Origin of the sequence: Geobacter metallireducens GS-15, from assembly GCF_000012925.1 — a bacterium.
Classification (GTDB): Bacteria; Desulfobacterota; Desulfuromonadia; order Geobacterales; family Geobacteraceae; genus Geobacter; species Geobacter metallireducens.
Genome location: NC_007517.1, coordinates 162,482 through 185,854, shown reverse-complemented (window position 1 = coordinate 185,854; position 23,373 = coordinate 162,482). Strand labels below are relative to the sequence as shown.

Annotated in this window: 20 protein-coding genes; 5 read left to right on the top strand and 15 right to left on the bottom strand. The window is 64.7% G+C overall.

From position 1 onward, the window contains the following. The 12 genes from GMET_RS00770 to GMET_RS00715 form a co-directional block, all read right to left on the bottom strand. Window positions 1-2,376 (bottom strand): NADH-quinone oxidoreductase subunit B/C/D, encoded by a 2,376-nt coding sequence (locus tag GMET_RS00770; protein ID WP_004512740.1) that lies wholly within the window; start codon window positions 2,374-2,376, stop codon window positions 1-3. 138 nt (window positions 2,377-2,514) lie between these two features. Further along, entirely contained in the window at window positions 2,515-2,931 is a 417-nt protein-coding gene (locus tag GMET_RS00765; protein ID WP_004512739.1) for an NADH-quinone oxidoreductase subunit A, read from the bottom strand. A gap of 101 nt (window positions 2,932-3,032) precedes the next feature. Beyond that, on the bottom strand, window positions 3,033-3,485 hold the full coding sequence (locus GMET_RS00760; RefSeq protein ID WP_011365629.1) for a thioredoxin family protein: 453 nt from the start codon (window positions 3,483-3,485) through the stop codon (window positions 3,033-3,035). Window positions 3,486-3,494: 9 nt separating this feature from the next. Beyond that, window positions 3,495-3,965 (bottom strand): peroxiredoxin, encoded by a 471-nt coding sequence (locus tag GMET_RS00755; RefSeq protein WP_011365628.1) that lies wholly within the window; start codon window positions 3,963-3,965, stop codon window positions 3,495-3,497. 62 nt (window positions 3,966-4,027) lie between these two features. Further along, on the bottom strand, window positions 4,028-5,242 hold the full coding sequence (locus tag GMET_RS00750; RefSeq protein WP_004512734.1) for an acetate/propionate family kinase: 1,215 nt from the start codon (window positions 5,240-5,242) through the stop codon (window positions 4,028-4,030). Between the two features lie 33 nt (window positions 5,243-5,275). Further along, window positions 5,276-5,464 (bottom strand): ferredoxin, encoded by a 189-nt coding sequence (locus tag GMET_RS00745; protein ID WP_004512733.1) that lies wholly within the window; start codon window positions 5,462-5,464, stop codon window positions 5,276-5,278. 36 nt (window positions 5,465-5,500) lie between these two features. Beyond that, window positions 5,501-10,033: a glutamate synthase-related protein gene (locus tag GMET_RS00740; RefSeq protein WP_004512732.1), complete on the bottom strand. Its 4,533-nt coding sequence runs from the start codon at window positions 10,031-10,033 to the stop codon at window positions 5,501-5,503. Window positions 10,034-10,085: 52 nt separating this feature from the next. Then, complete coding sequence (locus GMET_RS00735) at window positions 10,086-10,310, bottom strand: DUF3820 family protein (RefSeq protein ID WP_004512731.1); 225 nt, start codon at window positions 10,308-10,310, stop codon at window positions 10,086-10,088. A gap of 18 nt (window positions 10,311-10,328) precedes the next feature. Next, entirely contained in the window at window positions 10,329-10,634 is a 306-nt protein-coding gene (locus GMET_RS00730) for a DUF167 domain-containing protein (RefSeq protein ID WP_187148460.1), read from the bottom strand. Between the two features lie 14 nt (window positions 10,635-10,648). Then, window positions 10,649-12,256: a thiolase family protein gene (locus GMET_RS00725; RefSeq protein WP_004512729.1), complete on the bottom strand. Its 1,608-nt coding sequence runs from the start codon at window positions 12,254-12,256 to the stop codon at window positions 10,649-10,651. A 131-nt stretch (window positions 12,257-12,387) separates the two neighbouring features. Beyond that, on the bottom strand, window positions 12,388-13,413 hold the full coding sequence (locus GMET_RS00720; protein ID WP_004512728.1) for a hypothetical protein: 1,026 nt from the start codon (window positions 13,411-13,413) through the stop codon (window positions 12,388-12,390). Between the two features lie 174 nt (window positions 13,414-13,587). Then, on the bottom strand, window positions 13,588-14,829 hold the full coding sequence (locus GMET_RS00715) for a multiheme c-type cytochrome (protein WP_004512727.1): 1,242 nt from the start codon (window positions 14,827-14,829) through the stop codon (window positions 13,588-13,590). Between the two features lie 171 nt (window positions 14,830-15,000). Here GMET_RS00715 and GMET_RS00710 point away from each other — a divergent pair, with 171 nt between their 5' ends. The 3 genes from GMET_RS00710 (at window position 15,001) to GMET_RS00700 (ending at window position 17,948) form a co-directional block, all read left to right on the top strand. Next, the gene (locus GMET_RS00710) at window positions 15,001-15,720 is read left to right on the top strand and encodes a cytochrome c biogenesis protein (RefSeq protein WP_004512726.1); all 720 of its coding nucleotides are present in this window, start codon (window positions 15,001-15,003) and stop codon (window positions 15,718-15,720) included. Window positions 15,721-16,000: 280 nt separating this feature from the next. Beyond that, on the top strand, window positions 16,001-16,711 hold the full coding sequence (locus GMET_RS00705) for a cytochrome c biogenesis protein ResB (protein WP_004512725.1): 711 nt from the start codon (window positions 16,001-16,003) through the stop codon (window positions 16,709-16,711). Window positions 16,712-16,817: 106 nt separating this feature from the next. Then, complete coding sequence (locus GMET_RS00700; protein ID WP_004512724.1) at window positions 16,818-17,948, top strand: hypothetical protein; 1,131 nt, start codon at window positions 16,818-16,820, stop codon at window positions 17,946-17,948. A gap of 9 nt (window positions 17,949-17,957) precedes the next feature. Here the strand turns inward: GMET_RS00700 and GMET_RS00695 are convergent, their stop codons facing one another. The 3 genes from GMET_RS00695 to GMET_RS00685 form a co-directional block, all read right to left on the bottom strand. After that, window positions 17,958-19,367, bottom strand: coding sequence for a DUF4139 domain-containing protein (locus GMET_RS00695; RefSeq protein WP_004512723.1), 1,410 nt, complete (start codon window positions 19,365-19,367; stop codon window positions 17,958-17,960). A 104-nt stretch (window positions 19,368-19,471) separates the two neighbouring features. Continuing rightward, a complete protein-coding gene (locus tag GMET_RS00690; protein ID WP_004512722.1) occupies window positions 19,472-20,071 on the bottom strand; it encodes a peptidylprolyl isomerase in 600 nt (199 codons plus the stop codon). 37 nt (window positions 20,072-20,108) lie between these two features. Then, window positions 20,109-20,753, bottom strand: a complete 645-nt coding sequence (locus GMET_RS00685) for a 50S ribosomal protein L11 methyltransferase (protein WP_004512721.1) — start codon at window positions 20,751-20,753, stop codon at window positions 20,109-20,111. A gap of 157 nt (window positions 20,754-20,910) precedes the next feature. Between GMET_RS00685 and GMET_RS00680 the strand changes: the two genes are divergently transcribed. Both GMET_RS00680 and corA read left to right on the top strand, forming a co-directional pair. Next, the gene (locus tag GMET_RS00680; protein ID WP_004512720.1) at window positions 20,911-22,320 is read left to right on the top strand and encodes a phosphoglucomutase/phosphomannomutase family protein; all 1,410 of its coding nucleotides are present in this window, start codon (window positions 20,911-20,913) and stop codon (window positions 22,318-22,320) included. Window positions 22,321-22,418: 98 nt separating this feature from the next. Next, window positions 22,419-23,372 (top strand): magnesium/cobalt transporter CorA, encoded by a 954-nt coding sequence (gene corA / locus GMET_RS00675; RefSeq protein ID WP_004512719.1) that lies wholly within the window; start codon window positions 22,419-22,421, stop codon window positions 23,370-23,372. The last annotated feature ends 1 nt before the right edge of the window (window position 23,373 follow it).

Below are 23,373 nucleotides of genomic sequence, written 5' to 3'. Positions count from 1 at the left end.
TCACCGGTCCAGATCCGCCAGTACAAAGTCGATGGACCCGATGATGGCGAGAAAATCCGCCACGAGCCACCCTCGGCTCATGAGGGGGAGCGCCTGGATGTGGGGAAAGCTCGGGGTCTTGATCCGCACCCGGTACGGGACGTTGAGGCCGTCGCTCACCACGAAGTAGCCGTTTTCCCCCTTGGGAGCCTCGATGGCGCTGTAGTTTTCCCCCCTGGGGGGCGCCATCCCCCGGGTGGCGTTGATGAAGTGGTGGATGAGGGACTCGATGTCGTGGAGCGTGTCCCTCTTCTTGGGGAGGACATAGCGGTAGTCGTCGGTGATCCAGCGGCCGGCGGGCATCTCCTTCCGGCACTGCGCCACGATGTGGAGCGACTGGCGGATCTCCTCGACCCTGATCCGGTACCGCGCCCAGCAGTCCCCCCCTTCCTCCGTGGGGATCTCGAAGTGGAAGTGCTGGTAGCCGTTGTAGGGGATTTTCTTCCGCAGGTCCCACGCCATGCCGCAGGCCCGAAGGTTCGGGCCGGTGATTCCCCACTCCATGGCCTCGTCTTTCGTAATGACGCCGACCCCTTTCAGCCGCGCCTTGAAGATTGGGTTTTCCTTCAGGAGGTCTTCGTACTCCTTGAGCCGGCCCGGCATCCAGTCGAGGAATTCCTTCACCGCCCCGTCCCACCCCTCGGGGAGATCCTCGGTCACGCCGCCGATCCGGAACCAGGAGGGGTGCATCCGGCCGCCGGTGACCATCTCGATGATGTCGAAGATCTTCTCCCGGTCGGTGAAGGTGTAGAAGACCGGGGTCATGGCCCCCACGTCGGCGGCAAAGGTGCCGAGCCAGACCAGATGGCTGGCGATCCGGAAGAGCTCCGCCAGCATGACCCGGATGGTGATGGCCCGGTCCGGCACGGTGATACCGCAGAGCCGCTCCACGCTGTTCACGTAGGCGAGGTTGTTCTGGACCCCGGCCAGGTAGTCGATCCGGTCGGTGTAGGGGATGAACTGGTTCCAGTGCTGGCGTTCGCCGATTTTCTCGGCCCCCCGGTGGTGGTAGCCGATGTCGGTGTCCATGTCCACGATCTCCTCGCCGTCCAGCTTGAGGATGAAGCGGATGATCCCGTGGGTCCCCGGATGTTGGGGGCCCAGGTTGATGATCAAGGTCTCCTCGTCGATTCTATCGAAAAAATCGCTGGCCGGCAGGGCCTGGTGGCGCCGTGCATCGTCGGTGGTGTAGGGAGGCATCTCCGTGGCCCGGAAGGGGTGCTCCTTGCGCAGGGGATGCCCCTCCCAGTCGGGGGGCATGAGGATGCGGCGCAGGTTCGGATGCCCGGCGAAGCGGATGCCGTACATGTCGAAGGCCTCCCGCTCGTACCAGTCGGCCGCGGGGAAGACGCCGGTCGCGCTCGGAAGCTCCGGGGTCTCCCCCATCAGCTCCGTCTTGATCCGGAGGTGGCCGGGGATGTCGAAGTTCAGGAGGTGGTAGTTGACGGTGAAGTCCGGGAACCGCTCCCGCTCCCGGCGGCACGATTCGTCCACGCAGACCACGTCCTCCAGGCGCCGGAAGGGGGCGGAGCTTCGGCTCTTCAGGTGGCGCAGCACCTCGGGCACCAGCTCCGGAGGGCAGCGGTAGGTGAGCATGTCGGTGGCGGCCTGCTCCACCGCCACCCGGCCGCCGAAGATCGTCTCCAGTTCTCCGGCGAGGCCGAAGTCGGGATAGTCGTGCCGCGGCGCGGGAGGGCGCCACATCTCGTCGGAACGGGACATCCAGAAGCGGGGATGCTGGACCGGGGTGCCGCGAATGGCGATTCCCTCCATCCCCGGCCCGCGGGTGTCGCGGGATTTCGTCACCCCGTCCACGAGGACCGGCCGGGTGGTCCCCTCGGTCCCGCCGGCCATGTGAAGAACTTTGCGTGCGGGGCGCTCTTCCCGCCTGATCTTCTCCTGCAGGAGCATCACCCCCTGGAGGAACGCCTCGGGGCGCGGCGGGCAGCCGGGGACGTGGACATCCACCGGGATGATCTGGTTCACCCCCTGGACCACGCTGTAGACGTCGTACATGCCGCCGGAGTTGGCGCAGCTCCCCATGGAGATGACCCACTTGGGCTCGGCCATCTGCTCGTAGAGGCGAAGGATGGAGGGGGCCATCTTCTTGAAGACCGTGCCGGCGATGACCATCAGGTCCGCCTCCCGGGGAGTCCCCCGGAGCACCTCGGCCCCGAAGCGGGAGATGTCGTAGCGGGAGGTGAAGGAGGTCATCATCTCCACGAAGCAGCAGGAGAGCCCAAAGAACATGGGCCAGAGGGAATTGGCGCGCCCCCAGTTGATGAGGTCGTCCAGGCGGGTCAGCACTATGTTCTGTGGGATTTCAGTCTCTTCCATTATTTAATCCTGCTTTTCGAGAAACGTGGATTTTTCGCAAGATCAAGGCTGTCGAAGGACTGCGCGGAGACGTAGCAGCGCTACGTCGCACAAGCGGTCCCGAAGACTTACGCAGAGATTGCGGAAAAGCCACGTTTCTCACCTCCGTTCACGGGAAGGGCCCCAGTCGAGGCCTCCCTTCATCCAGAGCCAGACGAGCCCCAGGAGGAGGATGACGATGAAGAAGGTGATATGGATGAGCCCCGCCAGACCCAGTTCGCGCCAGGCCGTGGCCCAGGCGAAGATGAAGGCCGCCTCCACGTCGAAGACGATGAAGAAGATGGCGATGAGGTAGAAGGGGACCGGATAGGCGAGGCGGGCGCTTCCCGTGGGGATGACCCCGGATTCGTAGGGGAGTTCCTTGTTGCGGTTGGTGGTCTTCGCGCCGAGCCACCAGGCGGCCAGGAGGAGGACGCCGATCAGGACGGTTGCCGCAACGGTATAGAGCGCCAGGGGGAGGAACTCGGGCGGCAGGGTCGGGAAGAGGGAATGGTTTGCGACGGTGGTTTGCTGCATTCTACTCTCCGTGATGTCGAGTGAAATGCCAAGTTCAAACTCTAGCGCACGAGGAACTCATGTCAACGGTCGTAATGGACGGCTGCCGATTCAGCCCGGTGTCAGCGAAGGGTGCTCCGGACCCAGGAAAGGACTGACTCCTTCGACTGGGCACCATTCAGGGACCCGAGGATCTTACCCCTCTGCAGGAGGACGAGGGCCGGGATTCCCCGGATGCCGAAACGGCTCGCCACCTGGGGATTTCCCTGGGTGTTCACCTGGGCCACCACCCCCCTTCCGGCAAGCTCGCGCGCTATTTCCCGCACCACCGGTGCGAATCTCTGGCAGTGGGGTCACCAGGGGGCCCAGAACTCGGTCAGGACAGGGCCCGGATACCCGGCGACGAAGGGATCGAAGCTCCGGTCGGTAAGGGGGACCGGATGGAGGTAGAGGGGGGGAAGCGTCCCTCGGCAGTTGCCGCATCGTCCCGCAACTCCTTCCTTTTCTGCCGGCACCCGGTTCGCTGTGCCGCAGGCGGAACAGGTGACGAGAAAGGATTCACCGCTTGCGGCCATGGGATCTCCCTACGCAGCCGTCTTCCTGAGGTAATCCAGCACCTGGGCCGGATGAGCGTCGGCTTTGGCCACCTTGGGCCAGTGCTTCATCACGGTGCCGTCGGGGCCGACCACCACCGTGGAGCGGATAACCCCCAGAGTGGTCTTGCCGTACAGGAGCTTATTGCCGAAGGCGCCGTAGGCGGTCATCATTGTGGTGTCGGGGTCCGAGAGGAGGGTGAAGGGGATCTCCTGGTCCCGGACGAATTTGTCGTGGGCCTTGAGGCTGTCCTTGCTCACCCCCAGGATGCCGATGCCCAGTTTGTCGAATTCCGGCTTCAGGTCACGGAAGCCGTTGGCCTCCTTCGTTCAGCCGGGGGTGCTGTCTTTGGGGTAAAAATAGATGACGGTGGTCTTCCCTGCGTAATCCTTCAGGGAGTGCTTCCTTCCGTCGCTCCCTTCCAGGGTGAAGTCGGGGGCTTGTTTGCCTTCCAGCGACATAAGTCTCTCCTTGGTGGATGGAATTCGGTGAGAAAAACAGTTTACCCCGTTTCAGGCGTTTGTCATCCCCCGGCGCCGTTCAGGAGGGCCGCCACCTCCTCGGCATAGACCATCTCTTCTTCGGTGTGGACCACGTAGACCGCCACGGGGGAGTCGTCGGCGCTGATCCGCTCCTCCCGCTCCACGGAACGGGCCGCCCGGTTCCGCTCCCGGTCGAGCCGGATGCCGAAGATTTCCATGTCGGCGAGGGTCTTCTCCCGCACGAGCCATTCCCCTTCCCCCGAGGCGGTGCTGAAGACCACGGCGTCGAGCCGGCCGAGAGCCGCGGCGTAGCCGCCGATGTGCTTCTTGAGGCGGTAGGCCTCCATCTCCAGGGCCAGGAGGCACCGCTCGTTTCCTTCTGCGGCCCGGGCCAGGAACGCAGCCCGATCCAGCTTCAGCCCGGTGATTCCCGCTGCCCCGCTCCGCTGGTTGAGGATCCGGTCCATGTCCCGGGGAGCAAGCTGCTCCTCCTGCATCATGAAGGGGGGGATGCCGGGATCGATGGAGCCGCAGCGGGTCCCCATCATGGTCCCCTCCAGGGGGGTGAGCCCCATGCTCGTGTCGATGGAGCGTCCCCCCTCCACGGCGCAGAGGGAGGTGCCATTGCCGATGTGGACGGTGACCAGGTTGCATGCCGCCGGATCGCGCCCCAAGAGGGCCGCACCCCGCTGCGCCGCGTAGCAGTGGGGTGCGCCGTGGAAGCCATAGCGTCGCACGCCGTGCTTTTCGTACCACTCCCAGGGGAGGGGGTAGATGTAGGCGTGGAGGGGCATCGTCTGATGGAAGGCCGAGTCGAAGACTGCCACGTGGGGGGTGCGGGGAAGGGTTGCCATGGCCCCCTCGATCCCCGCCAGGTTCGCGGGAATGTGGAGCGGTGCCAGCTCCTCGAATCCCCGGACCGCCGCAATGATCTCTTCGTTGATGGTGACCGACGAGGTGAACCGCTCGCCGCCATGGGCAACCCGATGCCCCACGGCGGCAATCTGTTCGACCCGGTCAAGGGGTCCCTCCAGGGGATGGGTGAGGGTGGAGAGGATGAGGGCCACAGCGGCTCCGAAGCTGGAGCAGTCCGAGTCCAGATGGTAGGGGTCCCGGCCCGGGACTTCCATGACAATGAAGGAATCGCCCAGCTCGATCCGGTCCACGTCCCCCCGGGCGAGGATGGTGCGGGTGGACCAGTCGAAGAGTTGGAAATGGATGGAAAAGCCCCGGCAGTTCAGGATAAGGATAATCATTGGTCTTCCTGTTTCATGGGATTTGGCGCCCGGCTACCCCCAGTGGATGCAGGAGACCGGGCAGGCGTCGATGGCCTCCTGGATTTTCTCCTCGGCGGCGCCGGCCGGGTCGTAAGCCTCGGCCAGGTTGTCGTCGTCGAAACGGAACACTTCGGGGACCGTCTCAACGCAGAGACCGCAGCTGATGCAGACATCTTTCTCGACGTAAACGTTGCGGGCCATGGCACTACCTCCTTGTATTCGCCGGAACGGATTGTATCACTCCGTACTCCGGGGGGTAACAATATTTTTTTCCGGCACGATCTTCACAAAGCCGCTCCGGGCCGCGGCAATGATTCTCTCCACGGCGTCGGCTTCCTCCTCCTGGTGGGAGTGGAGGAGCTCCCGGTGGTATTTGAGCAGCAGTTCACCGATGGCCGCCACATCCTCCTCCCCGATGTCGCGGATTTCCACCCCGGCTCCCCGGGCCAGGCGCCGGCGCAGGGCCTCGCGGTCGAGCCCCATGGCCCCGTCCAGGCGACAGTAGACCACGCCGCCGGTCATGCCGGAGCAGATCCAGGGGCCGGGATCGCCGAGGACAACCACGCGCCCCGCGGTCATGTACTCGAAGGCGAACCCCTTGAGATTTGCCCGGCAGGCCGTGTCTCCCCGGGAGTCGTCCAGGGGTTCCCGGATGCGGGAACCGAAGACCACGTCGGCCCCGGAGAGGCGGATGCAGGCCCGGCTGTCGGCATCCCCCTGGATGAGGAAGGTTCCCCCCTGGGCGCCGTAGGCGAGCCCCTTGCCCACGGTTCCCCCCACCCGGCGCCCTTCCCGGTTCTCCCCCTTGAGGATGACGATTTTTCCGCCGGAGGCGCACTTCCCGACCCCGTCCTGGGCCCCCCCCTCCACCAGGATGTTGATCCGGTTGATGGAGAAGGCGGCAAGGCCGTTGCCCGGGATGGCATCCCGGTGGAACTGGAGGAGGGCGTTCTGTTCGGGGCGGAAGCGTCCCTCGGCCATCCCCCGCACGTAGGCGCCGGCCAGATGGGTGCCGATGGCCCGGTCGGAGCTGGTGGCGTTGTCGTCGTCGTAGCGGACCCGCTCCTCCCCCGCGGCAAAGGCGTCGGTCACGAGCCCGGAGATGAGGGATGTGAGATAGTTGAGGGGCTTGCGGATGATGCGCACCTCGGGCTCGAAGGAGGAGGCTTCCGCCGATTGGGCCGGGCGAAGTAGCTCCGCCAGGTCGAGGCGGTCGAGACCCCGGGCCTGGCCGAGGAGGTCGCTCCGCCCCACCATGTCCCGGGTCCGCCGGAAACCGAGCTTGGCGGTGAGGATCCGGATCTCCCGGCTCATCCCCCGGAAGAAGGTGCACATGTAAATGACCCCGTTCTCCAGGACCCGGGGGACGAACCGCTTGAGCCCCCTCGCTTCCGCCTCTTCCGTGGTCTCGATCTGGGTGGCGATTCCCACGTGGCAGGTGCCGAGGTGGCACCCCCGGCAGGCGGTGCAGCCGATGACCACCATGGCCATGGTGCCGAAGCCGACCCGGTTGGCGCCGAGGAGCATCAGCTTCACCACGTCGCGGCCGGTGCGGGCGCCGCCGTCGGCCCAGATTTCGACCTTCTGCCGCATCCCGGCCGAGACGAGGGCCTTGTGGGCCTCGGAGACCCCGATCTCCGCCGGGAGCCCCACGAATTTGATGGCGTGCTTGCGGGCCGCGCCGGTGCCGCCGTCGTAGCCGCTGATGGTGATGATGTCGGCCCCGGCCTTGGCCACCCCGAGGGCGATGGTGCCGATCCCCGCCACCGCCGGCACCTTCACCGAGATGCGGGCCGTCGGGTTGGCGGTCCGGAGCTCCTCCACGATCTGGGCCAGGTCCTCGATGGAGTAGATGTCGTGGTTGTTGGAGGGTGAGATGAGGGAGACGCCGGGCGTGGCGTGCCGGGCCGCCGCGATCTTGGCGGTCACCTTGAAGCCGGGGAGATGCCCCCCTTCGCCCGGCTTGGCCCCTTGGCCCACCTTGATCTCCAGGAAGTCGGCGGAGTTGAGGAACGCCATGTTTACCCCGAAGCGCCCCGAGGCGATCTGCTGCCCCCGGTTCTTCCGGTATTGGCCCAGCATGTCGGCGATCTCTCCCCCCTCGCCGTTCATGCAGACGATGTTGAGGCGCTTCGCCGCCTCGGCGTAGATCCTAAAAGGGGTTTCCCCCTGGGAGCCGAAGCTCATGGCCGAGAAGAGAATCGGCAGGGTGTGGTCACCCACGGAGGTGTCCACCTCGTCCGGGTCCACGGTCAGCTCCGAGGTGTAGCGGAGGTCCAGCAGATGCCGGATGGCCAGGGGATTCTCCGCTTCTAGCTGCTGGATGAGGCGGGAGAGGTCGGCGTAGGTCTCCTCCATCTTGGCCACGGCCCCCACCATCTTCCAGATCTTCGGATAAAGGCGGAACTGCACCGGCACCGGCTGCTTCTGGCGGCTGCGGGCCACGGCGGAACGGGAGCGGTTCTCGGCCTCCAGCCGCTCCAGGGTGAGTCCTCCCTGCCCCGAGCCGCAGAAGTTGGGGGTCTCGAAGATCCCGGCCAGGTGCCCACAGAGGCCGATGGAGGCGAAGTACTTGCCGTAGCCGCCGATCTCGTGGGTCCCCATGGTGGAGATGACCTTTTCGAGCCCCTTGGCGAGGACCGAGAGGAGGTTCCGCACCCCGGCCGTGTCGCCGGCCCCTTCCCACATGAGGTAGGGGCAGAGGGCGTCGGCACCCATGCCGAGGGCGAAGATGAGATCATGGAGGCTCCGGAGCGCCCCGGAGCGGACCACCAGCGATGCCCGGCGGCGCTGGCTCTCGCCGGCGGAGTCGGTGGTCTCCTTGAGCCCCTTGTGGAGGACCGCCGTTACCAGGAACGGGTCGATGAAGCTCTTTCCCGGCCCGAAACAGTCGCTGTCGTCCAGGAGGAGCATTGTCGCGCCGCGGGTCACCGCTCCCACCGCTTCGCACGTGAGACGCGCCAGGGCGTCGCCGAGGCGCTCGTCTTTTCCCATGAAGCAGGGGATCACCCGGCAGCGCCCCTTTCCCTCGCCGAAGGCGGCCACGAGCCCCTCCAGGGTGGCGGTGCCGAACTCCCGGGCCACCGCAACGTCGTCCGGATCGGTGCCGGTGCGGCGGCCGCCGGTCAGAAGCGGCACCTCCAGGGCTACTCCCGGCCGGGCCGGACCCCGGAACTGGGGCCGGGGCCCCAGGTAAACCCGGGTGGAGAAGTGCTCCGCCTCCCGCTCCCGGTCGATGGCGGGGTTGGTCACCACCGCCACCTGCTCCTTGAAGTAGTCGGAGAGGTTCTGGCGCTGGTTGGAGAGGGAGGCCAGGGGGCCGTCGTACCCCAGGGAGGCGATGGGGTCGGAGCCGTTTTTCGCCATCTCCCGGAGATTGGAGAGGTCGCTGGATTTCCAGGCAAAGGCCGACATGAGGTTGTCCTGGTGGAGTTTACTGTTTCGCCCAAAGCGGGCCGCAAGCGCGGGGGCCCCACCTTGCAACTCAGCGCCGGCGGCAAGGGCCTTCTCCTGGGCCGGAAGGTTCGTCCGCTTCCGGAAGCTCTGGTAGATCTCCTGCCTGAGCGCCGGATGGTCCACGAGTTCCACCGTGCGCCCCGCCGCGATCCGTACCCCCACCTTCTCGCCCGGAGCCAGGGGCTTCGGGTCGGCCAAAATCTCCTCGTGGGGGACCACCCCCAGCTCCGAGGAGGCGAAGATCTCCTTGGTCGTCTCCCCCACCCAGAGGGGGCGCAGCCCCATGGCATCCACGCTGAAGACACAGAGTTCCCGATGCCGGGCGATGATGGCCGCCGGCCCCTGGGCGCTCGCCTTCAGGAAGCGGCGGAACCAGGTGTACATGGACTTTAGCTCCGGCGCCATGCCGTCCATGGCGCTGAAGATCGGCGGAAAGACCACCTCCATGGCCTCGAAGAGAGTGAGGCCGTAGCGGAACATGAGCCCTTCCAGGGTCCGGTTCAGGTCCTGGGAGTCGGAGCCGTCGGCGAAAAGCGGTATCCCCATCATCCGGGCCTCCTCCCGGAGCCGGGCGATGGTGTTGATCTCGCCGTTGTGCCCCAAGAGCGAGAAGGGCTGGGCCCGGAGCACCGTGGGGAGGGTGTTGGTGGAGTAGCGGCTGTGGCCGATGGTGACCGAAGAGAGGAACTCCCGGCGCTTCAGCTCGGGATAGTAACGGGAGAGGATCTCCGGCGAGCCGTGGACCTTCCAGGCGGCAACGTCAGCCGACAGCGACGCCACGTGCACCGGGAAATCCCGCTCGATGGCCGTCTGGAGCTCGAAGAGGAGCGCGGGCGCCGCCACCTTCTCCGGGCAGAGCAGCGCCACCTGCCAGAAGAGGGGCTCACCCTCCCGGGCGCGGCTGGAGAGGACCTCGCTCCGGACGATGCCGGGGCGCTCCACCAGAAGCTGGACCCCGGCCGTGGCAAAGCGGGCAAGAATTTTGTCCTGCAGTTGCGGATCGGCCGCCGTGGCCTCTTTGGGGAGCAGCAGATGCCCCACCGCAAAGCCCGGCATTTCGGCCAGGTTCGGGTCATGGCCGGCGCCGGCCAGCACCTCCCGCCAGATCATGCGGGGAATGTCGGTCAGCACGCCGCAGCCGTCCCCTTCGCCGTTGATCTCCCCGGCCCGGTGCCCCATCTTGATGAGGGCCTCGATGGTCCGCTGGACGTTGCCGTGGGTCGGCCGCGCCTCCTTGTTGATGTAGCAGATGATGGCGCAGGCGTCCCGCTCGGGGGGGACGAGGCCGGAGGGGTCGATGGTCTTGTTGGTCATGGGGAGTCTCCGTGGCGGTGGTTTGGCCCGGTTCTGTCGCCGCTCGGCAACGTCACCGCAACCGGTCGAACAGATATTCGAGCCCGTTTACCTTGATTTCATAGACGGCGCGCAGCATGGTGCCCAGCTTCCCTTCGGGAAAGCCCTGCCCGGCAAACCAGACGACATAGGGCTCCGGCAGATCGATGAGGCGGCGCCCCTGATATTTGCCAAAGGGCATCCGCATGGTGGCCAGTTCCAGCAGCTGTTCGTGGTCATTGGAAGGATACTGTTCCATTGTTTCCTTTATGGGGGATCAGAGAGGAAATTCCTGCTGCCCGATGAGCGGCGGCAACCGTTTCGGCGCCTTGATCCGCAACTGTTTATTGACATTCATGCGCCCGAACACAACCTGAATATCTCCGACCGATACGCCGAATTCGTCAGCCAGAAATCGTACCATATGGTCGGTCGCCCGCCCGGCGCGGGGGATAGCCGTCACACTAACACAGAGCTGGTGACCCTTCACCTTGCCGATGGCGTCCCGTTTGGCATTGGGCGTGCCGAGGATATTAAGCACCAGGGTATCACCATCCCATGTATAAAAAGGTTTCTTCACCATTCCTCCGGCGCAGGTTACCACCCCGTCAGCCTCTTCCACCCGCTCCCTGCCAGATCCACCAGCCCGTCGATGGTGCGCTGGTAGAACTTCTTCACCGGCATCCGGTTGAGGAGGATCTGGCCGTCGCTCCGCTCCAGGCTGATCCGGTCGCCGGGGAGGAGCTTGATGAGTTGCTGGTAGTTCTCGCCGGCGATGCCGAAGAGGAAGCGGTAACTTTTGCCGCTTTGTGCCCGGCAGGAAACGATGGTGATGATTCCCTCGGGGTCGCCGCTCCTGTAGTCGAAGCGGGTGGTGGCGGTGACGAAGGTCCCTTCCACGACGCCGGTTTCCGCCAGGAGGGCGTCAACGGTCACTTCCTTCGGCTTGAGCCGGCCCAGGGAGGGGAGCCCCCACGGCTTGTAGGGTTCGTGGGGACGGCGCTCGTAGTGGTCGCTCCGCTCCAGGAGGGTGACGATGTTGTTGTTGATGGGGCCGCCGATGGAGTGGGAGACGCCGGCCTGGAAGCGCCCTTCGAGAATCATCCGGTGGTTCTCCACCACCTGGATCATGCCGGTGGCCCCCAGGGGGTGGCCCCGTCCCTTGAGGCCGCCAGTGAGGTTGGTGGGGAACATGCCGTTCTCCCCGGTGCAAGCGTCGTCCAGGAGGGCGTCGAGGATGCGCCCCCGGGGGACGAAGCCGAGATCCACCATGTTGATGGGGCCGAAGCCGTTGAAGGGGTCGTGCATGTTCACGTGGATCTTCCCGGCGAAGGCGCGGATGTCCCTGATGCCGGCCATGCCGTAGGCCTCGGCGGCGGCGGCCACGGTGGCGGGGAAGGAGTGGAAGTAGTTGCGGTCGGCGATGGTGGGGATATCGGTGGCGCTCCCCACGCCGGAGACCATCACCTCCTGGGGGGCGGCGGTGAGGATCACGGCGGCCACGCCATCGGACATGGGGCAGAAGTCGTGGTAGCGCAGGGGCCACCAGTAGCGGTAGTTTTTCCCGTTGATGATCTGGCGGTAGTACTCCTCCAAGGGGATTTCCCTGTTCAAATGCGCGTCCGGGTTCCTGGCGGCGTAGCGGTGGGCCCGCTGGGTGAGGAGGGCCGAGAAGGCGGTCCATTCGTCAATGGAGAGGCCGTGCCGCTCCATGAGCGCCCGGGCCACCAGTGCCCCACAGGCGGGCATGCTGAGGCCGAATTCAGCCTCGTCTTTGTCGATGACCCCGGCGACAATGCGGGTCGCCTCGGTGGTGGGGGCGTCGCTCATTTTCTGGATGCCGATGGCGAGCACATGGTCGCAGCGGCCCGAGGCGATCTGGAGGTAGGCGTTCTCGAAGGCCGAGGCGCCCGAGGAGGAGGCGGTGTCGATGAGGACCGACTTGGCCCCCGAGACCCCCACGACCCCGGCGATCTTGGCGGCGGTGTTGTCGACGCCGGAAAAGGCCACGGGGCTCTGGGAGCCGACCACCACCGCCTCGATGGCGCGGGGTTTCACCGGTGAATCGTTGAAGACCGACTTGGCCTTTTCGGCCAGGTCGAGGAAGGAGAGCTGTTCCCGGTGCTTGCCGTCGTAGCGCCCCACTGGGGCCATGTACGAGGCGGCGACGTAGACTCTTCGGGGAGTGAATTCGGGGTGTCTCATGGGGGCTCCGTTTACGGGGAGATTTGTGACCCTGTCTCTGTAGTGTAAACGAGGATTGCCGTTGAGCAACCGGCAGCAAAAAGCCCGAACCTTTCGGGCTCGGGCTTCGTGCTGCTCATGCCAGTTGTCTGTTACTGCACCGGCTTTGCGTCGATAGGGACTTCGCGGATCGGCGTCGGCTCCGGCACCGCCACGGATTCCGGTTGCGGCGCGGGAACCGGCTGTGCCGCGGGAGCCGGTGCCGCCTTGGATGCCGGCGCCGGTTGGGGTGCAGGCTGGTAGGACGGCTGCGACGCCGGCTGGGGCTGGTAGGAGGCCGGTTGCGGTGCGGAGCCCCCCTTTTTCTCGTCTCCAAAGAGCTTGATGGGTGGCTTCAGGAGTTCCACCATCTCGTCGAAGAGATGGTAGTAGGGGACCGTGGCCTTCCGCTCCCGGAAGAGGAGGTCTTTCTCCTTTTTCCCCAGGTAACGGGTGAGTCCGGGGATGGTCTTGAACTTCACGTTGATCCGCTCATCCATGTTGGCGGCCCCTTCGTCGAAGTCGGGGTACTGGAGTTCGGCGAGGACCGGCGTGGAGGGGCTGCCGGCCCGGAAGTTGGGGTACTCCCAGAGGGTGGCGCCGTTGGCGTCGAGGATCTGGGCGGAGGCGGAGAGGACGTTGTAATCGGAATCGAGGTATTTGACCAGGTTGCTGGAGAAGATCCGGTCCCGCATGGTGAGGCCGCTCACCGTCACCAGGAGCACCGCGTCCACGTTGTTCTGGGTGACCAGGGTCCTGATTTCCTCGGGCTTGAAGAACTGCTTGTTGTAGACCACGCCGGCGTCGTCGCGGCGCTCGGCCCGCAGGAGAAGTGTGCGGTAGAGTTCGTCGGGGGCGGCGGCATCCAGGAAGCGGACCGAGAAGTAGGCCCCGGATTCCTTGATCATCTCCGCCAGTTCCTTCTCGTTCTTCCGGTTGTACTCCCGCACCAGGGTAACGAGGGTATCCTTCTCCGGGTGCCGGATGTCGGAATCGGCGTCCATGAAGATGGGAGCCACGCCGAGAACCTTCACCTTCTGCTCGTAGTCTGCCCGGGGGATGTTGAAGGGGTCGTGGGCGCAACCGAAGGCGGCAAGGGCCAGGGCCGCCAGGCAGATCCACTGAATGATCCGTTTCATCGCTTCCTCCTGATTCGATCTCGGATAAAATCTTTGCTTCAGATTTTCGCTTTATAGCAGAAGCGGCCCCCGAAGACCACCCCTTTCGCTTTCCGCGAACCGGCCTCCACCACCGGAAACTAAAAAGAGACGGGGCTTTCGCCCCGCCTCCCGTTTCAACATCATGGCCGCGGATCAGTGCTTTTTCGCCTCGGCCCTCAGGCGTTCCGCGTCCTCCTTGATCCTGGCGGAGGCCTCCTTCACCTTGGCCCAGCCGTACCAGTGCATGTAGTCGGGGTTTGCGTGGAAGGCCCCCTGGAAGGCCCGCTGCCGGTATTCCAGGAAGATCAGGTAGAGTTCCTGCTCGGCGGCGCTCTTCGCCTCGTAGAACTGGAGGAGATCAGGGGCGTACTTCCAGTCGGCCGGCTTTTTGAGTATGCCGTCGTCGTAGAGGGCCTTCACGGTCCGGATGGAGTCGGCGAAGATCTTGTCCACCTCGCGGATGATGTCGTCGCCCGCCTTCAAGTTGGCCTCGGCGTAGCTCCTGGAGTGGCACTTGGAGCAGACGTCGATCATCTTTTTCCGTTCCTTATCGAAGTCCTCCTTGGTGAGCCGGGCTATCTTGGCTGCCTTCACCGCCTCGAAACGTTCGGTGGGCTGCCCTTTCTCGTCAAGAACACCGATGGCCTTGAGGATGGTCACGCGATTGTCCCACCACTCTTTGTCGTCCTCGGGAACCCGCAGCGCCAGGAAGCCCCAGGCAGTCATGACCCCGTGACTGCCGTCGGGCATGTGGCAGGTCTGGCAGGTGGGGGCGCGACCGGTGGTCGGCTCGATCTCCCAGATGGTGCCGTGCTTGGAGGTTTGCCACATCTCCCACTGCGGATGGTCGAAGCCCATGTGGCAGGTGCGGCAGGCCCGAGGGTCTCTGGCTTCCTTCACCGAGAAGGAGTGACGGGTGTGGCACGAGTCGCAGGCTCCAGTGCCGTAGCGGGTGAGGTCGGCCATGGGCTTTTCGCCGACTTTGTGGCAGGCCGAGCACCCCTTGAGGTCGCCGCCACCCACAGACGATGGCTGGTGGTTGATCATTGGCATCGCCTTCATGGAGACCCAAGCCAGGGCGTGCTTCCCTTCGCGGTATTCCTTGACCCGTTTCTCGTGGCACTGGGCACAGGTTTCGGGGGTGGGAAGCTTCACCTTTGCCACGTCCTTCTCTGTCTGGTGGTCGGAGCCGTGGCAGGTGGAGCAGTCCAGGGTCTTGCCCATCTTGCCGGAGAGGAACTGGGTCACCACCCCCGGCGTCACCTTCTCGTGACAGCTGATGCACTTCGACTTCTGGGCCGCTTCCGTCGGCGCCGCCCGCAGCCCCAGGGATGCTGCGATCCCGAGGACGGCCACGACGGCAACCATGCCGTACCGCACGATGAGTCCTTTCATCTTTCTCCTCCTTCGCTCGCCGGATGGGTTGAATTGCCGGCGGCATTCCACCGACAGAGTTTACCACTTCCTTGACGCAGGTCAAAAAGCGCGGAAAGCACAGGTTGCGTTCGGCCCGCCAAGCGTTCTGCGGCTTCCCTTCTCCCGGCGAATGTGCTATAGCCGAACCCTATGAAATGGCTCCTCATTCTTTCGGCAGGACTTTACCTCTTCGGCGCCTTCCGCCGCCCCTTCTTCGCGGCGGGGCTCGCGGCCGGCGCGGCCTACTTGGCAGTCCGGGGGATCGAGCTGGGGCGGCTCCCCCTGGTGGGGCCCCACGACACCCTCGCGTTCTTCTCCGTCTCCATCGGCCTCATGGCGCTGCCGTTCCTCTTGTCGCCCGCGCTGCGGCAACAATCTTTCTTTTCCTGGGGAATGGGGTGCGCCGCGGCCCTCTTCGGGCTCATGGCCCTGCTCTTTCCCGCCTTCGCCATGCCGCTTCCCCCCGTTCTCCGCACCCTCTGGTTCGAGCTCCACGTGGCGCTGGCCTTTTTCTCCTACGCCCTCTTCGCCATCGGCGCGGTCCTCGGGGGCATCTTCCTGGCCGGCGGGGAGCGGCGGATTCTTGACCTCCAGTACCGGGCCGCGCTGGTGGGGTACACCTTTTTCTCCGCATCCATGGTATCGGGGGGGATCTGGGGGTACTTCGCCTGGGGGACCTACTGGCTCTGGACCCCGAAGGAGTTCTGGACCTCCATCCTCTGGATATTCTATACCTTCTGGCTCCATCTGCGACTCCGGGGGACGGGGGGTGACAAGGCCCTGGCCTGGAGCGGCATCGTCGGGTTCGCGGTCGCGCTCTTCACCTACCTGGGAGTGAGCATCCTGATGAAGAGCTCCCACAGTTTCTAAAAGGCCTGAATCCGCGACGGCTACCGCACCATTTCGCTCCGAGTGCCGCTCGCACCGCCGCTGTACAGCTCATTTCGCTAGCGGCCTGTAACTCACCCTGTTGGGTTCAAACAAACAGGCCACTGGACGCTCCATTTCGCATACAGCGGCTGGCGCTCGGGCACAGTCGCTCCGTCGGCGCGCTATCCGTCACGGATTCAGGAGAGGGTATGCCGCGTATCATATTTAGTGGCCCCGTTATTGCATTGGTGATCCCTGCGATCACATCGGGTTTTTCGCGATGATCAAGAGAATCTACGAATTTTTGGCCTCCCTCTCCCTCGGTCTCTGGCTCATGGGGGGAGTCATGGCCTTTCTGGCAGCAGGGTCGTTTGGTGGAGAGGACGCAGCGTCCCTGAACGAAATGCCCCTCTTCGTCTGGCTTGGCGCGGCCCCCTTCTCCGCCTCCTGGTGGCTCTGGGGGACTCTGGTCCTGCTGGCCCTCATGGTGGTGAACACGCTCTTGTGCAGCGTGGAGGCGATCCGGAAGCGCTACGGCAAGAGCGGACTCCTGGCTCTCCTGGCACCCCAGCTCATGCACGCGGGGTTCCTCCTCATCGTTCTGGCCCACCTTCTGAGCGCCAAAGGGGGGGAGAAACAGGCGATGCAGCTCTTCGAGGGGTCCAACCTCCGCTTTCCCGGCGGGAGTTTCGTCATGGTTGACGCCATCGAGGTGGAAACCGATCCCCGGGGGATGCCGCTCGATTACCGGGCCCGGATGCGGGTCGTGGAGCAGGGAAGATCAACGCCGGTGACGGTGCGGCCCAACGAACCCCTGTTCCATGACGGGGTCGGCATCTACCTGAAGCAGGCGGCGCCGTTCCCGTACCCAACCGCCTATGTGGAGATCCACCGGGAACCGGGCGCGGGGTGGGCCCTGGCCGGCGCGCTTCTCTTCACCGCGGGGAACGTCATGCTCCTGGCGGTGCGGCGGGAGCGGCGAACGGCGTAAATAGCCGTTGCGGCGAAGGATTGTTGTGGTAAGATGGATAGCCTGGCGGCAAAAGCCGGCTCTGCCGGATGCATGGCCCGTTTCGGAATACATGGGGAGGATATGGATGGGACAGGGAATCAGGACGGCAGTGGTCACGGTCGCGGCACTAGCGGCGTGGGGAGCGGGGAGCGGGGTCTTCGCCGCCGGAATCGATGACGGTGCGGTGACCGCGCCGAAGCTCGCCGACGGAGCCGTCACCTACCGGGCCATCGTCCCCGGCGCCGTTACCAACAGCAAGATCGTCGACGGCGCCGTCACCGACGAGAAACTCGGCTTCGGTGCGGTGACCACGCCGAAGCTCGCCGACGGCGCCGTCACCGACGCCAAGATCGCCGGACCCATCGCCGGCCACAAGATCGGCCGCCACGGCCACGACGCTGCCGACATCGTCCAGGGGACCATTGACGCCGCCCGTCTTCCCGTGGGGACCGCCCCCGGCACGGTTGCCGCCGGCGACCATACCCACGAAGGGCTTCTCAGAAGGCCCGCCGAACTCATCACCGTGGCCCTGAGCGGCGGTGATTTCACCAATCCCATCGACGCCCTCAATTCAATCACCGACGCATCCGCCGATAAACCCTACCTGGTGAAAATCATGCCCGGCACCTATGACCTCGGAATCGACACCCTCGTCATGAAGTCCTACGTGGACATCGAAGGCTCCGGCGAGCTGACTACCCGGCTGCGGGGGAACGCCGCCGATGCCGGCGTAGTGGCCGGGGCGTCCATGGCCGAACTGCGGAACCTCACCGTGCAGGCCAGCGGCACCGAGGGGACCATCGTCGGCATCTTCAACGGGAGCGCCGCGCCGCGCATCGCCCACGTGACCGTCAGCGCCGAGGGTGGCAAGGGGGCCTACGGCATCTACAACCTCATGGCGGCGCCGGTTATCGCGGACGTGACCGTCTTGGCCGGGGGGAGCGACACGGCCTTCGGCGTCTTCAACCTCCACTCCTCCCCCATTGTCAGAAACTCGGCCATCAAGGCTGGAAACGGCATCTACAGCTACTATTCCGGCACAGTGACCGTGGAGGGGACCTCGGTTAACGCCTCCCTCACCACCCTCTTCACCGATGTCGGCGCCACCACCCTCGTGGCGAATTCACGCCTCACGGGGGGACGGCCCGCATCCAACGGCATCATGAAATGCGTCGGGGTCTACGACGGGAACTACGAGCCGGTCTCCTGCCGCTGATAGGTTTTTTCAGTACCGCATCCGCACCCGGTAGACGAGGGTCGCCTCCCCGTCCTTGGGCACCGGCACCTTGAACACGGCGCTGAAGGCGTCCCCCTTCTCGTGGGGGTGGGATGAGGAGAGCATCTGCCAGTCGCCGGGGACCGGCTCCACCACCTTCACGGTGATATCCTCCTTCTTGTGGTTGCGAAGCCTTATCTCAAAGGCCGACTCGTAGGTGTCGCTGGCCACCTTCCGCCACTCGGTCTGCTTCCGCTCCCCCACCACGTCGAAGGCGTCCCCCAGCTTCACCCGCACCGTCTCCTTCTCCGGGGTGTGGTCGATGGTGTCCTCCCCCACGAACTGGAGGCTTCCCCCGGCATCCCGCTTGTAGACCCGCACGATCCCCTTGGGGAGCGGCATCCCCAGGTTGTGCTCCTTCCGGTTCTCCATCTCCACGAAGACCCCCACCTTCTGCTTCTCGACCTCGCCGGCGGGGCTCTGGTAGTAGAAACTCTCCCCCTTCAGGAGGAATTCCTTCTTCACCGGCACGGCATCGGCGGTCACCAGATTGATCTGCTTGGTCTGGTTCTCCTTGATGGTGGAGGGGCGCTGGAGGGTATAGAGGTGGTACTCGAAGAAGGCCTCCTCCTGGAACTGGGGAGCGGGTGCCATGGCTTCGGCCCGCACGGACTTGGCGAAGCGGGTGGACTGCTCCTGCACCCGGTTCACGTCGCCGGCCACGAGCTTGAGGGTGGCATTGCGGTAGGCGGCGCCGCTCCGGTTGTCGATGGTGACCCAGCCGGCAAGGTTCGCCTGGTCGTCCTTCTCGCTCAGGGTCACCACGTAGTCGGCCCGCCAGGAGATGCCGCCGGTGAGGTAGGAGGCCTCGATGGTCCGCTTCTCGACTGCAGCTCCCTCCAGGAGCCAGACCAGGGTCGGCCGGGCGATGAGGTCGTCGGGGACCCCGGGAAAGATCAGGCGTCCGGGGTGGCCGAAGGTGATCTCGTCGCCGATGCGGTAGACCGGCCCGCCGTTATTGGAGAGGAGCGTGGCGGTCACCACCTCTTCCCGCTCGGTGTAAGGGTTCTTCTGGTGGAGCTTCACCTCCTTCCCCACGTACTTGTCCATGAGCTTCTGGGGTGAGAGGAGGTCATACTCGTAGTTCTGCTCCAGGACCTGGAGTTCCCCGCCGGCGAGGGAGGCGATGGAGACGCTGGTGGGGATGATCTGGGCCGCCACGTCCATGAAGCGGAGCTCGCCGTTTCCCGGGGCGAGGCGGATCTCCCGACGGTCCTTCACGAGGCCGAGGTTCCGGTTGTAGATGGTGAGGGCGATGCCCGTCTGGTCCGCCACCGTGGAAACGGTGGGGGCGGCGGGTGCGGGAAGGGGGAGGAGAAGGGAGAGGAGGGCGAGTAGGGGAAGGAAGCGCTGTCTCATGGCATACCTCGCGTCATGGTTTGTTGCGGACACAGGAGGATATACCACAAAAAAGGGCGCCCGTCAGGACGCCCTCTTGTGAAACGTGCGTGTTGCCTGCCCCGTTATTTGACGGCCTTCATCGACGTGATGACCACCGGCGTCACCGGGAGGTTGGCAAAGACCATGTTGAGGCGCTGGGTGGGGGTGGCGACGATTTTGTCCACCACGTCCATCCCTTCGACCACCTTGCCGAAGACGGCGTAGCCGAAGCCGTCCGGGTTCGGGCGGTTGAGACCGTCGTTGTTCACCACGTTGATGAAGAACTGGGCCGTGGCGCTGTCGGGGTTGGCGGTGCGGGCCATGGCGATGGTCCCCCGGTCGTTCTTGAGGCCGTTAGCGGCTTCGTTCTTGATGGGGGCCTTCGTTTCCTTCTGCTTCCGGTCGGCGGTGAAGCCGCCCCCCTGGGCCATGAAGCCGGGGATGACCCGGTGGAAGATGGTGCCGTTGTAGAAGCCGCTGTTCACGTAGTCGAGGAAGTTCTTCACCGATACCGGCGCCTTGTCGGGGTAGAGCTCGATCTTCACGGGACCGAGGGTCGTCTCCATGAGAACCACGGGGTTCTTGGCCTTTTCGGCCTTTGCCGCGGCATCGGCATTGCCGGCGATGAGAAGCACGCTGAAAAGACCGCAGATTGTCAGGGCCAGGATAATCCGTTTGAACATAGTGTCACTCCTCCGAGTCGATAATCAAACCGCTGAATTATAATGAGGATGCAGCCTTCTCGTCAATCATTTCATCGCCTTCCGCGTCAGGCTTGCGCAGGACGATGGTGACGTATTCCTCCAGGATTTGCCAGTCGTGCTCGATGCATCCCAGGTTCCGGAAGCGGCGCTGGATGTCGAACTTGTCCTGAAGCGGAATGCCGGAGAGGATGAGCCACCCGCCGGGGCGCACGAGCCCCACCATCTCGTGGGCCAGGGCCAGGTGGATGTCGGCGTAGATGTTGGCCAGGAGGAGGTCGTAGGGTTCCCGCCCCACCGAGGCCAGTTCGCCGCAGACGGAGAAGATCCGTCCCTCCATGCCGTTGAGGCGCACGTTGGCGGCGCACGATTCAGCGGCCTTTGGGTCGATGTCCACCGCCACCACGCTGGCGGCTCCGAGGCGGATGGCGGCCACGGCCAGGATGCCGGTGCCGCTCCCGAGATCGAGGCAGCGCATGCCGGCGATGCCGGGGATTCGCTCCATCTCTTCCAGGCAGGAGGCGGTGGTCTCGTGCTCGCCGGAGCCGAAGGCCCCTTTTTTCCCCATGATGAGGGGGAGGCCCGCTGCCGGGTCCTCGGGATGATCCTCCGGCACGATGGTGAACCCCCCGATGGCAAAGGGGGTGAAGATGCGTCCGTACATAGGCATGGGCCTCCTCGGTGGCGTGGTGAAGGGAAAACCATACCCCAATTCGACGGTGAAAGAAATAAACAAAAGGTTGACTTGACGGGCGATAGTGCGGAAAATTGTCTAGTTTTACGTACGATTACCCATGAACTGACATTCAGGAGGAGAGACGGTGCAGATAAAGTTCGGAACTGACGGCTGGCGCGGGGTTATTGCCCGGGATTTCACCTTCGACAACCTCTCCCGGGTGGCCCAGGCTACCATGGAGTACCTCATCCGCGAAGGACTCGCTCCCCGGGGGCTCGTGATCGGCTACGACCGCCGCTTCCTTTCCCGGGAGTTTGCCGAGCGGGTGGCGGAGATCGCCGCCGGCAACGGCATCCGGGTCTGGCTCACCGCAGGCTACGCCCCGACCCCGGCGGTCTCCTGGGCGGTCCACGAGCTGGGGGCCGGCGGCGGCGTCATGATCACCGCAAGCCACAACCCCCCCGCTTACAACGGCTTCAAGGTGAAGGAGTCCTTTGGCGGCTCGGCCCGCCCCTCCACCACGAAGATCCTGGAGGAGATGGTGGCCGCCAACGACGCCGCCGGCCGCGAGATCAAGGCCCGCCCCCTGGCCGAAGCCCTGGCCGACGGGAGTGTCGCCACCTTTGACCCCAAAGGGGGGTATTTCCGGCAGCTGGCCCGTTATGTGGATCTGGAGGCGATCCGGAAGGCGAACCTCCCCGTGGTCGTGGACCCTATGTTTGGTGCCGGCGCCGGCTTCGTGCCGGAGCTCCTCCCCGGGGTCCGGGAGATTCACGGCGACGAGAACCCTTCCTTCGGGGGACAGCCTCCGGAGCCCACTGAAGAGCACCTGACGGAGCTGGCGGCCCTGGTGGCAAGCGGCCGGTACCGCATCGGCCTGGCCCTGGACGGCGACGCCGACCGGATCGGCGCCGTGGACGAGACCGGCGAGTTCTTCTCCTCCCACCGGATCTTCACGGTGATCCTCCGGCACCTGGTGGAGCGCAAGGGGCTCACCGGCGGGGTGGTGAAGACTGTCTCCACCACCCGCATGGTGGATCTTCTGGCCGAGAAGTTCGGCCTCCCCCTCCACGAGACCCCCATCGGCTTCAAGCATATCTGCGAGCTGATGCTCGACCACGACATCCTCATGGGGGGCGAGGAGTCGGGGGGGCTCGGCGTCAAGGGGCACATCCCGGAGCGGGACGGCATCCTCATGGGGCTCCTCCTCCTGGAGGCCATGGCCGTGAGCGGCAAGGGAGTCCGGCAGCTTCTCGACGAGACCATGGACGAGATCGGCCGCTTTTGCTACCGCCGCATTGACCTCCCCATCGCCGACGCCGCCAAGGAGCTCCTCATCGCCCGGCTGAAGCAGGGAGGGATTGCCTCTATTGCGGGTCGTAACGTGGCACGGGAGAATTTCCGCGACGGCTTCAAGTTCATTTTTGAGGATGGCTCCTGGCTCCTGATCCGTCCGTCGGGGACCGAGCCGGTGCTCAGGCTCTACAGCGAGGCCGGCGATGCGCAGACGGTGGAGGAACTCCTGGCCGCGGCCCGGGAGATCGCCGGGCTGTGACGTTATGGGGGAAATGTTCCCTTGACCGTCCTTCCCCTTCCATCTACAATTTTTTCGATGCGCCAACGGCGCGATTTTGAACCGGGAAATGGTGTTCCATGATCAAGGCCTACCTCCGCGCGGAGGATTCATTCAGAACGGTCTCCGTTGAGCCCGATGAGCTCGTGGACCTGGATGTCAGCTCCCTCATCTGGCTCGACCTCCTCTCCCCCTCCACGGACGAGCTCGCCACCGTGGAGCGGAGCCTGAAGATCGAGCTCCCGACCCGCCAGGAGTCGGAGGAGATCGAGTTCAGCTCCCGGTTCTGGGAGGACGAAAGCGGCATCGACATCAATACCTACTTCCTGGTGCGCCAGGAGGAAAAGTTCCACAACGAGACCGTCTCCTTCATTCTCCGGGGGAAGTTCGTGGTCACCATCCGCTTCAGCGACCACCGGATCTTCACCGAGTTTTCCCGCAAGCTGCGCCTCAGCCCCCGTTCGTTTCGGGATGGGGCCGATATCCTGTCGGGGATCCTCGCCATGCGGGTCGACATGGACGCCGACACCCTGGAGGCGCTCTCCCGGGGGATCGCCAGCCTTGGCCGGCGCGGTCCCCAGACCTTCGAGAACCCGACCGAGTACCTCTCCCACATCACCGACTACGAAGACATCAACATCACCATCCGGGAGAACCTGACTGACAAGCACCGGGTCCTGTCGTCGCTCCTGAAGAGCGCTTCCATCTCCGAGAACCTCAAGAAGGAGTTCAGCATGATGATGAAGGACGTGAACTCCCTCGTCATCTCGGCCAACTTCAACTTCGAGCGCCTCGACTACATCCAGAACCTCTTCCTCAACCACCTGAGTGTTGAGCAGAACAAGGTCATCAAGATCTTCACCGTCATGTCGGTGATCTTCCTGCCGCCCACCATGATCGCCAGCATCTACGGCATGAACTACAAACACATGCCCGAACTGGAATGGGTCTTCGGCTACCCCTTCGCCCTCACGCTGATCATCCTCTCGGCCGTGCTCCCCCTCTACGTCTTCAAGAAGAAGGGGTGGCTGTAAC

What these genes read in the sequence shown, in the direction of transcription:
- GMET_RS00745 (WP_004512733.1), bottom strand. Translation starts at nt 5,464, where the DNA reads ATGGCCCGCAACGTTTACGTCGAGAAAGATGTCTGCATCAGCTGCGGT.
- GMET_RS00765 (WP_004512739.1), bottom strand. Translation starts at nt 2,931, where the DNA reads ATGCAGCAAACCACCGTCGCAAACCATTCCCTCTTCCCGACCCTGCCG.
- GMET_RS00740 (WP_004512732.1), bottom strand. Translation starts at nt 10,033, where the DNA reads ATGACCAACAAGACCATCGACCCCTCCGGCCTCGTCCCCCCCGAGCGG.
- GMET_RS00770 (WP_004512740.1), bottom strand. Translation starts at nt 2,376, where the DNA reads ATGGAAGAGACTGAAATCCCACAGAACATAGTGCTGACCCGCCTGGAC.
- GMET_RS00695 (WP_004512723.1), bottom strand. Translation starts at nt 19,367, where the DNA reads ATGAGACAGCGCTTCCTTCCCCTACTCGCCCTCCTCTCCCTTCTCCTC.
- GMET_RS00705 (WP_004512725.1), top strand. Translation starts at nt 16,001, where the DNA reads ATGATCAAGAGAATCTACGAATTTTTGGCCTCCCTCTCCCTCGGTCTC.
- GMET_RS00715 (WP_004512727.1), bottom strand. Translation starts at nt 14,829, where the DNA reads ATGAAAGGACTCATCGTGCGGTACGGCATGGTTGCCGTCGTGGCCGTC.
- GMET_RS00725 (WP_004512729.1), bottom strand. Translation starts at nt 12,256, where the DNA reads ATGAGACACCCCGAATTCACTCCCCGAAGAGTCTACGTCGCCGCCTCG.
- GMET_RS00735 (WP_004512731.1), bottom strand. Translation starts at nt 10,310, where the DNA reads ATGGAACAGTATCCTTCCAATGACCACGAACAGCTGCTGGAACTGGCC.
- GMET_RS00720 (WP_004512728.1), bottom strand. Translation starts at nt 13,413, where the DNA reads ATGAAACGGATCATTCAGTGGATCTGCCTGGCGGCCCTGGCCCTTGCC.
- GMET_RS00710 (WP_004512726.1), top strand. Translation starts at nt 15,001, where the DNA reads ATGAAATGGCTCCTCATTCTTTCGGCAGGACTTTACCTCTTCGGCGCC.
- GMET_RS00685 (WP_004512721.1), bottom strand. Translation starts at nt 20,753, where the DNA reads ATGTACGGACGCATCTTCACCCCCTTTGCCATCGGGGGGTTCACCATC.
- GMET_RS00750 (WP_004512734.1), bottom strand. Translation starts at nt 5,242, where the DNA reads ATGATTATCCTTATCCTGAACTGCCGGGGCTTTTCCATCCATTTCCAA.
- GMET_RS00690 (WP_004512722.1), bottom strand. Translation starts at nt 20,071, where the DNA reads ATGTTCAAACGGATTATCCTGGCCCTGACAATCTGCGGTCTTTTCAGC.
- GMET_RS00730 (WP_187148460.1), bottom strand. Translation starts at nt 10,634, where the DNA reads ATGGTGAAGAAACCTTTTTATACATGGGATGGTGATACCCTGGTGCTT.
- GMET_RS00700 (WP_004512724.1), top strand. Translation starts at nt 16,818, where the DNA reads ATGGGACAGGGAATCAGGACGGCAGTGGTCACGGTCGCGGCACTAGCG.
- corA (WP_004512719.1), top strand. Translation starts at nt 22,419, where the DNA reads ATGATCAAGGCCTACCTCCGCGCGGAGGATTCATTCAGAACGGTCTCC.